Below are 10,886 nucleotides of genomic sequence, written 5' to 3'. Positions count from 1 at the left end.
TGACGATGCCTACTCTCAGCGCGAGGAAGCAGTTCCAGCCGCCGATAACCGAGCGTCACCTCGAAGCAAAAGTTGCCCATTGCGTTGGGGGCGTGGTCTCCCGTGCTGGCAAACCTGTTCCTGCACTACGCGTTCGACACCTGGATGGCGCGGGAGTTCCCGACAGTCTGGTTCGAACGCTATGCGGACGACGCGGTGCTGCACTGCGTCACGGAGCGGCAGGCCCGCCAGGTGCTGGCCGCGCTCACGAACAGGATGGTCGAAGTCGGGTTGCAGCTGCACCCGGACAAGACACGAATCGTCTACTGCAAGGACGGCGTCCGCCGCGGCTCGTACGAGCACACGGCGTTCACGTTCCTTGGGTACACGTTCCGCCCCAGGAGAAACCGGACCCGGCTCAACAGGAAGTTCCTGTCGTTCGAGCCGGCGGCCAGCAGGGATGCTCTGAAGAGGATCGGGCGGGAGGTGCGTTCCTGGCACCTGCACACCCGTTCCGATCTGTCCCTCAGCGAGCTCGCCCGCAGGATCAATCCTGTGGTGGCGGGATGGATCAACTACTACGGCCGCTTCAGGCCGTGGGAGTTGACCCCCTTCCTGGCACGCATCAACGCCTACCTGGTGCGCTGGATCCGCCAGAAGTACAAACGGCTCGTAGCCAAACGGAGAGCCACTGCGAAACTACGGGAGATCGCCCAGCGGTACCCCCGCATGTTCTCGCACTGGCGATTCACCGTGGATGCCGCGGTGATCTGACGATCAGAGCGACAAGAGCCGTGTAATGGGCGACTGTTACGCACGGTTCTGTGAGAGCCGAGGGGTGAAATTCCCCTCGGCTACTCGGCGGAACGGGTCTGCGAAGAACAGATTCCGGGTACCGAGAGGCTTCACGCGTTGACCAGTGTCACCTACACCGGCGTGCTCGATGTCAGCCGGGCCACTGCTGAGGCCCTCGCGAAGCTGCTGCTCGAACACCGCGAGCGTCTCGGGATCCGCAAGGGCACCCGCGCCCTGGGCCGTTCAAACAGAGCGTGTTGATCCTGCGCTGGTTCCTGGACGGTACCCGGCTGACTCAACTCGCCCGAGACAGCTGGATCTCCGTCCCGACGGCCTACCGCTACCTCCACGAAGGGGGGACCGTGCTCGCCGACCACGCCCCGGACCTGTCCACCGCGCTGGAGCGCGCGGCCGCGGCCGGCGTTACACACCTCAACCTCGACGGCACCGTCATCCGTACCGATCGCGTCGCCGCCCCCGGCCCGAACAAGGCCGACCTGTGGTGGTCGGGCAAGCACAAGCACCACGGCGGCAACGTCCAGGTCATTTCCGCACCCGACGGCTGGCCGCTCCGGGTCTCGCCGGTCCGGCCCGGCCGCGAGCACGACATCACCTGCGCCCGTACCCACGGCCTGATCGCCGCCCTGAACCGGCTCGCCGACACCCTCGACATCCCCACCCTGACCGACCTCGGCTACCAGAACGCCGGGGCCGGCCTCCGCCACCCGGTCAAAAAACAAATGGGTGACCTGCGAAGTCCGGGGCCAGGCGGCTTACGACTCCTAACAAAAGGAGGTTTCTGGACCTCCGGGAATGACGGCGTGTCAGTTCTCGTTGATGCTGGCCGAAGGGGGTGCGAGCCAGTCGAGACGAGGAAGACCGCTGCCAGACCGTGGGAGATCGACGACGAGTTGTGGGCGCGGATCGAGCCGCTGCTGCCGGTCGTCCCGCGTAATCCGCAGCGTCCAGGTCGTAAGCGTCTGGATAGTCGCAAGGTGCTGTGCGGGATCCTGTTCGTGCTGTACACCGGGATCCGCTGAGAGTTTCTGCCCCAGGAGCTGGGCTTCGGCTCGGGGATGACCTGCTGGCGACGGCTGCGGGACTGGAACGAGGCCGGGGTATGGCAGCGCCTGCACGAGCTGCTGCTGTCCGAGCTGCGGGCCGCAGACCTGCTGGACTTCTCCCGCGCAGCGGTCGACTCCAGCCACATCCGCGCGATGAAGGGCGGGCCGGCCACCGGTCCGTCCCCGGTGGACCGGGGCAAGGCCGGCAGCAAGCACCACCTGATCGTCGAGGCGCACGGCATCCCGCTCGCGGCAATCACCACCGGCGGCAACCGCAACGACGTCACCCAACTGATCCCGCTGATCCAGGCCGTCCCGCCGATCCGCGGCAAGCGCGGCCAGCCACTGCGCCGCCCCAGGTATCTGTACGCCGACCGCGGCTATGACCACGCGGTCTACCGGGACAAGGTCCGCCGGTTCCAGATCACCCCGCACCTCGCCCGGCGCGGCACCGGGCACGGCTCCGGCCTGGGTGTGTACCGCTGGGTCGTGGAAGGAACGATCGCGCTGCTGCACTGGTTCCGCCGCCTGCGCATCCGCTGGGAGATCCGCGACGACATCCACCACGCGTTCGTCACCCTCGGCTGCGCCGTCATCTGCTGGCGACGACTGCGCACCGCACTTTGTCGAGAGCAAGGGCAGGCGATGCGCCCCAGGGGATGGCCTGCTCGATGCGTCAGAACGCATTCGTAGCAGTCGGGCCCGCGCAGCCTCACATCCGGGATCTCAGCACGTCGACCTCACAGCCCGGCGCGAACGGGTCGAAGCCGTGCTCGATCAGCCAGCGAACCACCAGCAGGCTTCGCAACGACCACCACGCGTGGATCACGTCGAGGTCGATGTCGGTGCCATAGCCGGCGACGACGTCGTCGAGGTGCTCCTCGTGTCCGAGCGTGAAGGTGGCGAGGTCGTACAGGGCATCACCCTGGCCCGCCTCGGACCAGTCGATGATGCCCGTGACCTCGTCGCCGTCGACGAAGACGTGCGCGATCTGCAGGTCGCCGTGCGTGAACGCCGGAGTCCACGGCCGGAGCGCGGCCTCGGCGACCTGGCGGTTGTGGGCGACCAGGTCAGCGGGCAGGAGGCCGTTCGTCACGAGCAACTCGCACTCGTCGTCGAGTTCCGCCGCCAGCGCGACGATGCTCAGGCCGGCCCGGCCGGGCCGGGGCGGCAGCGGCGCGTCGTGCAGCTTCCGGATGGCGGCGCCCGCCGCGGCCCACGCCGCCGACGACCCGGTCGACGGCCCGCCGAGGCGCCCAAGCGTCGTCCCCGGGAGTGCGGCGATCGCGAGCGCGGGCGGCTTGCGCCACAGGACCTCCGGGGTCGGGACCGGCGCGAGGGACATCGCCTCGACCTCGACGTCGATGCGCGCCTGATCGGCGTCCACCTTCAGGAACACGTCGCCGACGCGCAGGGTCGCGCGCTCGGAATGGGCGACAACGACTTTGACCTCATCCATGGGCGACCAGTATCCCGGGGATGATCGCCGACGTCGCCGGGTTTATCGCGTGCGATTACGCGGCTGACTGCGTCCCGATACCCGGCGGCCTCGTGCGCGACACCGACCTCTGACCAGGTCAAGTCCACCACTTTTGTTAGGAGTCCTTAGCCGAGGAACTCCTCGACGAGCTTGGTCAGCTCGGCCGGCCGCTCGACCCGCGCCACGTGGCCGCTCTCCAGCTCGGCGTAGCGGCTGTGCGGTATGCCCGCCGCGAGCTCGCGCGAGTTCTCGACGGGGACCAGCGCGTCCAGCGTGCACCCGATGACCAGGGTCGGGGCCTGGATGCGGGGGAGCGCGGCTCGGATGTCCATCTTCAGGTCGGCGTCGATCTGGCGGAACAGGTTCGCGCTCGGACGCATGCCGGTCGCCAGCTCCTCCACGGCCTCGCGGTCGAGGGTGTTGAGGTAGGGGCGGCTGAAGGCCGTCAGCATGGCGTAGCGAGCGAAGGCCGTCGGGTTGTCGGCCAGCGTGCGCCAGACGGCCAAGCCGTTTTGGACGTACGGGTCCTCCGGGCCGCACCAGCCGGAGAGCGTGATCAGCCGGCGCACCAGCTCCGGGTGCTCCGCGGCGAGCAGGGCGGCGACAGGCGCGCCCAGCGAGTAGCCCAGGACGTCCACCGGGCCGCGCCCCAGGTCCGTCAGCACGGCGGCCAGTTGGGCGGCGAGCAGCTCGACGGTCAGCTCGCCGCCGTCGTCCTCGGCCGCCTCGCTGCCGGACAGGTCCGGGAGGACGACAGTGTGTCGGCCGGTGAAGTACCCGAGGGCCGACTCCCAGGTCACCGACCCCGCGCCGGTGCCGTGCACCAGCACGAGGACGGGCCCCGAGCCCTCCAGGCGGTAGGGGATGCGGGCGCCGTTGACGGTCACTGCAGGCATGGTTCCTCTTCCCTTAGAGGGTGGGGGTCCGTGTTCCACCGCCAACGATGCGATGCCCCGGCCCGGATGAGGAGCGGACCGCTCTCCCTAGGACCGGCGATCCCAGGGTCCGCATGCCCCCATGGCCCGCCGATGCCGGACCATGGGGGCATGCCAGCCGAACTGAACCGCCGTGAACTCGCCGACTTCCTTCGCCGGTCGCGGGAGCGGCTGCGCCCGCACGACGTCGGGCTGGCCTCCGGGCCCCGGCGTCGGACGCCCGGGCTGCGCCGCGAGGAGGTGGCCCAGCTGGCCGGGATGTCCGCCGACTACCTGATGCGCCTGGAGCAGGCGCGCAGCCCGCAGCCGTCCACCCAGCTGCTCGGCGCCCTGGCCCGCGGGCTGCGGCTCACTGAGGACGAGCGCGACCACCTGTTCGTGCTGGCCGGGCACCGCCCGCCGGAAGGCCGCCGGGCGGGGAGCCATGTGCGTCCCGGGCTGCTGTACCTCCTCGACCAGCTGACGCGCACCCCCGCGCAGATCCTCGGCGATTTGGGCGACCTTCTGGCGCAGAACGCCGTGGCCGAAGCCCTGTTCGGCTGTGTGTGCACGGTGGAGGAGCCCGACCGGAACGTGGTGTGGCGGTGGTTCACCGACCCGTTCGTCCGCGAGGCATACCCGGAGGACGAGCACGAGCGGCACGGCCGGCTGGCCGTTGCCGACCTCCGCACGGCGGTGGCGCGCCGCGGCCCCGGCGACGCCGAGGCGGCGGCGCTCGTCGCCCGGCTGCGGGAGGCGAGCGACGAGTTCGCCGCGATGTGGGACCGCCACGAGGCGGCCGTCCGGCGGCAGAGCCGACTGCGGGTGCGGCACCCGGAGGTCGGGCTGATCGAGTTCGACTATGAGGCGCTCCTCAGCCCGGCCGAGGACCAGCGGCTGCGGGTCTTCACACCCCCGCCCGGCACACCGAGCGCCGAGGCGCTCGACTTGCTGCGCGTCGTCGGGCCCGAGACGGTGCACCGCAGCCACCGGTGATCAGGAGCCGAGGGCCCGCCTGCGGGTCTCGCTTATGAGGAGCACAGCGGCGGCGCTGACTACGAACACCATGGCCGGGCGCCAAAGCCCGCCGCCGGTTGGCTGCCTAGACCTTGGCGGTGGACTTCTCGCTCGCGTCCTCGACAACCGCATCGGAAGCCGCGGCGGCTTCTGTCGTGTCCATCGGCTCAGGCGCCGTGTACATCACCGACCCCTGCCTCCGCTCCCGCTCGATCTCTCCCTTGGCGACGAGCGACTCCAACGTGTTGCGCACCACCTGGGGCTTCGCCGCGCGCTCCGGGTACGCCTCCGCCAGCTCCTTGACGACCTCACTGACCATGCGCGGCTCGCCACGCCCCTGCACCAGGAGGCCCAGGACCAGTTCGCGCAGCGTGGGCCCCGCGCTCTTCCCAGCAGTCTTCTTCACGGCCTTCTTGGGGCTTGTCACCTGCCCATCGGTCCCAGCCTGCGCTGTCTTCTTCCGACGGTCCTGCGTGCCGGCGTTCTTGCGCTCTGCCCGCGGCTGCGGAACGGCCCGGGGGGCGGTAGCCGGTGCGGCGGTGGAGGACGGTGCGGGCGCTTCTGCGACGGCGGGCTCCGCCTGCTGTGGCGGTGTGGACGTCAGGCTGCCCTGCACACCCGACAGCCACTTCTCGTCCTGCTGCAACTGCTCGAGTCGATCCTGCAAGTCCTGCAGCTTCGCGCGAATCTCGCTCTGTTGCCTGCGATTGCTCTCCAAGTCGGACGCAACCCGCTTCGCGTAGACCGTCTGGATTGTGGTGGCATCCGGATCGTTGGACACAGCAGCTCGCTCTCGTCGTCCTGGTGTTCCTGCCGGATGCTACCCACCCTCACTATGCGCAGCGGTTTTCCCGCGCGATATGCACTCGACCGGGCACCACGCACCAACTGCGCCGCCGGTCCTGCGGGCGCCCTGACGTCCGCCGAGCTGCGAGAGGAAGACGACTTTCTCACTGCTGCAGCTCAAGCACCCGCGCAAGGCGGCCTCGTGGTTCACCGCGCTCTTCTATCTCAACCCGATGGACAACATGGGGGCCAGGTTCCTCGCCCCTGGCGGCCCACGCTAGCCCAGCCCCGTGGGCATCGAGAGCCGATACCGCAGCAGCACCGAGACGAATGACCGAGGCCTTCGGCGCGGTATGCACCAGGCCCCCGGAGCAAGCGCTCCGGGGGCCTGGTGATGTATGGCCGCGAGATCAGGCGGGAGTGATGTTCTCCGCCTGCGGGCCCTTTTGGCCCTGCGTCACGTCGAAGGTCACCGCCTGGCCTTCCTGGAGCTCGCGGAAGCCGGAGGAATTGATGTTGGAGTAGTGCGCGAAGACGTCCGGTCCGCCACCGTCCTGGGAGATGAAGCCGAAGCCCTTTTCGGAGTTGAACCACTTGACGGTTCCGCTGGCCATGCTGGTGCCTCTCAGTCGATATCGGGTCCGCACCGCGCGGACCCAGAGGTCCTGGTCCTGCTCTGCACAGCAAAGCGCCCACGCCGGAGCGCGGGCAGGTACTGCGAACCACGACATCTGACAGCGACGCTACATGGCGAAACTGGCTGCCACCAGAGCGCAACGGCCAATGTCCGGAGCCGGGTCGCGACCGGCCCACTCCTGCAGCAGGGACTCGCGCGTACCCGCTGCCCCCGCAGCTGGCGGAGTAATTGTCAATTCCTGTGGATGTCGTCGCGTGACTTGATGACTCGGGATGCGGATGCCTGTGCCGTTCTGGCGTTGATGGTCGGCGGATCGGTCGGGCGTGCGAGGGTGTCGCCATGTTGATCGCGATGGCGGGGCTGCCCGGTGCGGGGAAGAGTTCGGTCGCCGAGGCGTTGGGGCGCAAGCTGGCTGTTCCGGTCGTGTCCGTGGACCCGATCGAAGCGGCGATGTGGCGTGCGGGGGTGGCCCGTGACCAGCCCACGGGCCTGGCGGCGTATGTCGTGGCCGAGGCCGTGGCCGATGGTGCGCTCGGCATGGGCCAAACCGTGATCGTCGATGCGGTCAACTCCGTGGAGGCGGCGCGGGGACAGTGGCGGTCGCTGGCGGATCGTCATGGTGTGCCGCACGCCCACGCCACCCCGCCACGGTGGGCACAACCCATGCCGGACACCACGTCTTGCATGGGATCGCTTAGCTGATCAGCGACGCTTCGGCCATTGATGAGCGGGGCGCCGTCGCCTCTCGCTCACCAGTCGTGCGCCTCGCGCACCAGTGGCCGCAGCAACCGGAACCGGGTCAGCTCCGTCGCCGCCGTGCGAGAAGAAGCGCCACGTCGTCGTCATATTCGCGGTGCAGTGCGCTGAGCACCGTGTCGCAGATCTCCTCCAGCGGGCGTCGGTCGCCCTCCAGCAGCCGCAGCAGGGCCTGCAGTCCGACCTCTATGGACTCCCCGCGATGCTCCACCAGGCCGTCCGTGAACAGCGCGAGCAGGGTCCCCTCCGCCAGTTCCCGCTCCTCGGCACTGAAGGGCACCCCACCCACCCCCAGCGGCACACCGCTGGGTATGTCGAGATACTCGGCCGTGCCGTCCGGGCGCACCAGCACGGGCGGCAGATGGCCTGCGCTGGAGAGTTCGCATCGGCCGCGCTGTGGGTCGCAGACGACGTAGACACAGGTGGCTATCGAGTCGCCGAGCGAACCGGCGATGTCGTCGAGGTGGTACAGCAGCTCGGCGGGACCCAGGTCGAGCCGGGCGAGGGCGCGGGTGGCCGTACGGAGCTGGCCCATGATTGCTGCCGCGTGCACGCCCTTGCCCATCACGTCGCCGACGACCAGGCCGATCCTGCCCCCCTTGAGCGGCAGAACGTCGAACCAGTCCCCGCCGACCTCGCTGACCGCAGGCAGATAGCGGGAGGCGATCTCGATGCCGTCGAAGTCCGGTGGCGGGTGGGTCAGCAGGCTGCGCTGGAGGGTGAGCGCGATGGTGCGCTCGCGCCCGTACAGCCGGGCATTGTCGACGCAGATGGCGGCGCGCGCGGCCAGCTCCGTTGCGAGCGTGAGGTCCTGGTCGTCGAACGGCAAGGCGTTGACCGTGCGGTACAGGCTGAGCGTGCCCAGCACCTCTCCGCGGGCTATCAGCGGGGCGGCCAGATAGGAATGGACCCCGGCCCTTCGGAGCACCTCGGCGGCGGCAGCGTCCCTGGCGATGCATGGCATCGTCGCACTACTCACCCGCTCGACCAGGATCGGCCGCGCCCCTCGAACGCTCTGGGTGATCAGCCGTGACGAACTGTACGACGCCAGCTCGCCGACCGGGTCCGCGGCCCGGATGGCATCGGTCGGGTAACCCGCCGCGACCGCCAAGGCACGGAAGTCGGCGCCGTCCCCCCGGGCTGCGGCTGCGTCGCCATGGCTGACCACCGAGTCGAGGTCGCCATGGCTGACCACCGAGTCGAGTAGGTCGACAGCCGCGAGGTCGGCGAGCTGCGGCACGGCCATCTCGGCCAGTTCACGAGCGGTCTGCTGCAGGTCCAGGGTGGTGCCGATACGGACACTGGCGTCGGCGATCACCGCCAGTCGCTCGCGCGCCTTCGCGACCTCGGCGGCTGCCAGCTGTCGCTCGGAGACATCGATGACGGCGATCGCCAGGCCCAGCACGTGTCCGCTGGGGTCCTCAATCCGGTGGTACGACTCCGAGAAGGCGTGATCCTCGGTATCCGCGGCCGTCCGGCCCACGGTCTGCTGATCCAGCAGCGGCTCGCCGGTCTCCAGAACGTGCCGCATCCGCGACTCGATGGCCTCCACATCCAGCGCCGGCAGCGCCTCGCTGACGCGGCGGCCCAGCACGGCCTCCTCAGGCAGGCCGTTGATCCGCTCCAGTGACGGATTGACGCGGACCCACCGCAAATCGGCGTCGAACACCGCGATGCCCACGGGGGTCTGGTTGAACAGGCTGTGGTTCAGGGCCAGGTCCCTCTCCACGTTCCGCACGGTCTCGGCGTCGGCGGCCAGGCCCAGGGCATGGACGCCGCCACGCGTGTCGCTCAGCCGCATGGTGCGGAACTCCACCTGGCGCGTCGAGCCGTCCTTGTGCACGACTGGGAACACTCCGGCCCAGCTCGTGCCATCCCGTACGCGTTCGAACAGCTCCCGCGCCCGCCACCGATCCTCCTGGGACACCAGCACCCCGGCGCTCCGGCCCAGTGCTTCGGTGGCCGAGTAGCCGAGCAACAGCTCAGCCTCGGGGCTCCACAGCACGATCCGGCCGTCGCTGTCCAGGACCATGGCGGCGACCCGCAGCAAATCGAGCAGCCCTCCAGGCGCAGCGGTGACACCGTCCTCAGGCGCAGCGGTGGCACAGTCCTCCCAGCTGTCCCCGCTCCGGACCTCATGCCCACGCATACCAGCCGCTCCCTCCGGCGGCGGTACCGGAACCGCCAGGGACCGCTCTATGGATCTTCTCGTTACGCCATACCTCGTCCGATTACGTCATACCTCTTCCCGGGAGACATCGCACGCCGTGATCCCATGCGGGCGGTGCGCGCCAAGAACACCGAGCGCGACGAGCTGTGAAAGGCCGCCCGCGGGCCCCGGGTGATGTCATATACCGGACTTGAGCTGCTACCTCCTACCAGCCAGACGCTCATCTGATGAAGGAGCCGTGGCCCCGGCTGCCATCGCATCGAGGAATAGATCGGTGAGTGCCCACACGCAGGAGTCGAGCAGATCGGGGGACTTCTCCTCGTGCTCGGAGGCGCCAACGTACGTCGTCATCCGCTCCTCGAGGGTGGCGAAGGTACGGGGCGGCCCGGCGTGGCTGATGCGGGCCTGTTCGTAGAGCATCGCGACGGGCGCGGCGCGGGCGCGCTTGTTGCAGGTGGCGTGAACGATGCGCTACTGGACGGTGGGGTCGAGCTCGGTGAGGAGGGCGGGCAGATAGTCTCCGCCGTTGTTGGCTTCGACGACAACGCAGTCGGCTTGGTGCTCGTGGTACAGCGTGGCGGCGCGGCGCATCGCGGCGGTGGGGGTGTAGCGGTCCTGTTCGCTGTGGAGGACGTAGCCGCGGGGGCGGTGGTCGCCGTACATCTGCTCCAGGGGGTCCGAGCGGCCGACCACCCGACAGACCTGGACCGGTCCCGTGCCCGACTGCGGATCCGGCGACCCGGCCGCCTGGACCACGTCATCTACCTCGACGAATTCACCATGAAACTGGCCACCGCCTGGGGGCTGGAGCGCCACCGGCGATGGCCGGACAGCACCAACCCGCACCTCTTTGTCACGCGTAATACCGCAGTGAACGACTCCCACCCACCGATCAGCATCGGAGTGGTCCGCAAGCCGTTCCGCCAGCTCGGCCTCACCGCCAGTGCGCTGCGCGTCGACCGGATCTCGACGAGGCCCGCCACACCGAAGATCCCCTGGTCCTGATGCGACTGTTCAACCCTGTCGAACATCACCGCTACCCGGTATGTCCTCACCGCCCACCCGGACAAGAAGATCAACCCCATCGCGCCCTGACGGTGCGGGACACTCGGCCGGGCCCGGCTCGGTGGATACAGGCGGTGACGCCGCCACCGCGGGCCGCGATGTGATCCGCGCTCAGCGACTACTGCGTACGTAGTAGTGGATTGTCGGCAGCTACACGAAGACGAGAAATGCCTGGTCGGACAGGGTGGAGGGGTTCCCCGAGTTCGGATGTGGAGTTCCTTCT

General features: G+C 69.1%; 11 protein-coding genes and 2 pseudogenes. 6 read left to right on the top strand and 7 right to left on the bottom strand.

Annotated elements, in window-relative coordinates; all coding sequences use genetic code 11:
* The first annotated feature begins 102 nt into the window (after window positions 1-102).
* The 3 genes and pseudogenes from ABT009_RS40285 to ABT009_RS40275 all read left to right on the top strand — a co-directional run bounded on the left by ABT009_RS40285 (window position 103) and on the right by ABT009_RS40275 (window position 2,531).
* On the top strand, window positions 103-753 hold the full coding sequence (locus ABT009_RS40285) for a group II intron maturase-specific domain-containing protein (RefSeq protein ID WP_351306451.1): 651 nt from the start codon (window positions 103-105) through the stop codon (window positions 751-753).
* A gap of 138 nt (window positions 754-891) precedes the next feature.
* Window positions 892-1,520: pseudogene (locus ABT009_RS40280) on the top strand (transposase family protein); the annotation flags it as partial.
* Between the two features lie 153 nt (window positions 1,521-1,673).
* Window positions 1,674-2,531 (top strand): annotated as a pseudogene (locus tag ABT009_RS40275) (IS5 family transposase).
* A gap of 19 nt (window positions 2,532-2,550) precedes the next feature.
* On the opposite strand, the gene ABT009_RS40270 reads toward ABT009_RS40275, so the two are convergent.
* A complete protein-coding gene (locus ABT009_RS40270) occupies window positions 2,551-3,297 on the bottom strand; it encodes a phosphotransferase family protein (RefSeq protein WP_351306449.1) in 747 nt (248 codons plus the stop codon).
* A gap of 146 nt (window positions 3,298-3,443) precedes the next feature.
* On the bottom strand, window positions 3,444-4,214 hold the full coding sequence (locus ABT009_RS40265) for an alpha/beta fold hydrolase (RefSeq protein ID WP_351306447.1): 771 nt from the start codon (window positions 4,212-4,214) through the stop codon (window positions 3,444-3,446).
* A gap of 150 nt (window positions 4,215-4,364) precedes the next feature.
* On the opposite strand from ABT009_RS40265, the gene ABT009_RS40260 reads away from it, so the two are divergent.
* Entirely contained in the window at window positions 4,365-5,228 is an 864-nt protein-coding gene (locus tag ABT009_RS40260; protein ID WP_351306445.1) for a helix-turn-helix transcriptional regulator, read from the top strand.
* 106 nt (window positions 5,229-5,334) lie between these two features.
* Here ABT009_RS40260 and ABT009_RS40255 read toward each other — a convergent pair whose 3' ends face one another.
* Both ABT009_RS40255 and ABT009_RS40250 read right to left on the bottom strand, forming a co-directional pair.
* Complete coding sequence (locus ABT009_RS40255) at window positions 5,335-6,030, bottom strand: hypothetical protein (RefSeq protein WP_351306443.1); 696 nt, start codon at window positions 6,028-6,030, stop codon at window positions 5,335-5,337.
* Between the two features lie 415 nt (window positions 6,031-6,445).
* A complete protein-coding gene (locus ABT009_RS40250) occupies window positions 6,446-6,649 on the bottom strand; it encodes a cold-shock protein (RefSeq protein WP_037648160.1) in 204 nt (67 codons plus the stop codon).
* A gap of 362 nt (window positions 6,650-7,011) precedes the next feature.
* On the opposite strand from ABT009_RS40250, the gene ABT009_RS40245 reads away from it, so the two are divergent.
* Complete coding sequence (locus ABT009_RS40245) at window positions 7,012-7,374, top strand: P-loop nucleotide/nucleoside kinase family protein (protein ID WP_351306441.1); 363 nt, start codon at window positions 7,012-7,014, stop codon at window positions 7,372-7,374.
* 97 nt (window positions 7,375-7,471) lie between these two features.
* Here ABT009_RS40245 and ABT009_RS40240 read toward each other — a convergent pair whose 3' ends face one another.
* The 3 genes from ABT009_RS40240 to ABT009_RS40230 all read right to left on the bottom strand — a co-directional run bounded on the left by ABT009_RS40240 (window position 7,472) and on the right by ABT009_RS40230 (window position 10,354).
* Entirely contained in the window at window positions 7,472-9,577 is a 2,106-nt protein-coding gene (locus ABT009_RS40240) for a SpoIIE family protein phosphatase (protein WP_351306439.1), read from the bottom strand.
* A gap of 219 nt (window positions 9,578-9,796) precedes the next feature.
* Window positions 9,797-10,066 carry a phage terminase large subunit family protein gene (locus tag ABT009_RS40235; protein ID WP_351306457.1) on the bottom strand — a complete coding sequence of 90 codons (270 nt, stop codon included), beginning with the start codon at window positions 10,064-10,066 and terminating at the stop codon, window positions 9,797-9,799.
* 3 nt (window positions 10,067-10,069) lie between these two features.
* Window positions 10,070-10,354 (bottom strand): hypothetical protein, encoded by a 285-nt coding sequence (locus tag ABT009_RS40230; protein ID WP_351306438.1) that lies wholly within the window; start codon window positions 10,352-10,354, stop codon window positions 10,070-10,072.
* A 24-nt stretch (window positions 10,355-10,378) separates the two neighbouring features.
* Here ABT009_RS40230 and ABT009_RS40225 point away from each other — a divergent pair, with 24 nt between their 5' ends.
* Window positions 10,379-10,603, top strand: a complete 225-nt coding sequence (locus ABT009_RS40225; protein ID WP_351306436.1) for a hypothetical protein — start codon at window positions 10,379-10,381, stop codon at window positions 10,601-10,603.
* The last annotated feature ends 283 nt before the right edge of the window (window positions 10,604-10,886 follow it).

Source organism: Streptomyces sp. NPDC002896, from assembly GCF_040295225.1.
Classification (GTDB): Bacteria; Actinomycetota; Actinomycetes; order Streptomycetales; family Streptomycetaceae; genus Streptomyces.
Note: the sequence above shows the minus strand (reverse complement) of the source record. Positions and strands in the feature narration are given on the sequence as shown.

What these genes read in the sequence shown, in the direction of transcription:
- ABT009_RS40270 (WP_351306449.1), bottom strand. Translation starts at nt 3,297, where the DNA reads ATGGATGAGGTCAAAGTCGTTGTCGCCCATTCCGAGCGCGCGACCCTG.
- ABT009_RS40265 (WP_351306447.1), bottom strand. Translation starts at nt 4,214, where the DNA reads ATGCCTGCAGTGACCGTCAACGGCGCCCGCATCCCCTACCGCCTGGAG.
- ABT009_RS40260 (WP_351306445.1), top strand. Translation starts at nt 4,365, where the DNA reads ATGCCAGCCGAACTGAACCGCCGTGAACTCGCCGACTTCCTTCGCCGG.
- ABT009_RS40250 (WP_037648160.1), bottom strand. Translation starts at nt 6,649, where the DNA reads ATGGCCAGCGGAACCGTCAAGTGGTTCAACTCCGAAAAGGGCTTCGGC.
- ABT009_RS40245 (WP_351306441.1), top strand. Translation starts at nt 7,012, where the DNA reads ATGTTGATCGCGATGGCGGGGCTGCCCGGTGCGGGGAAGAGTTCGGTC.
- ABT009_RS40240 (WP_351306439.1), bottom strand. Translation starts at nt 9,577, where the DNA reads ATGCGTGGGCATGAGGTCCGGAGCGGGGACAGCTGGGAGGACTGTGCC.
- ABT009_RS40225 (WP_351306436.1), top strand. Translation starts at nt 10,379, where the DNA reads ATGAAACTGGCCACCGCCTGGGGGCTGGAGCGCCACCGGCGATGGCCG.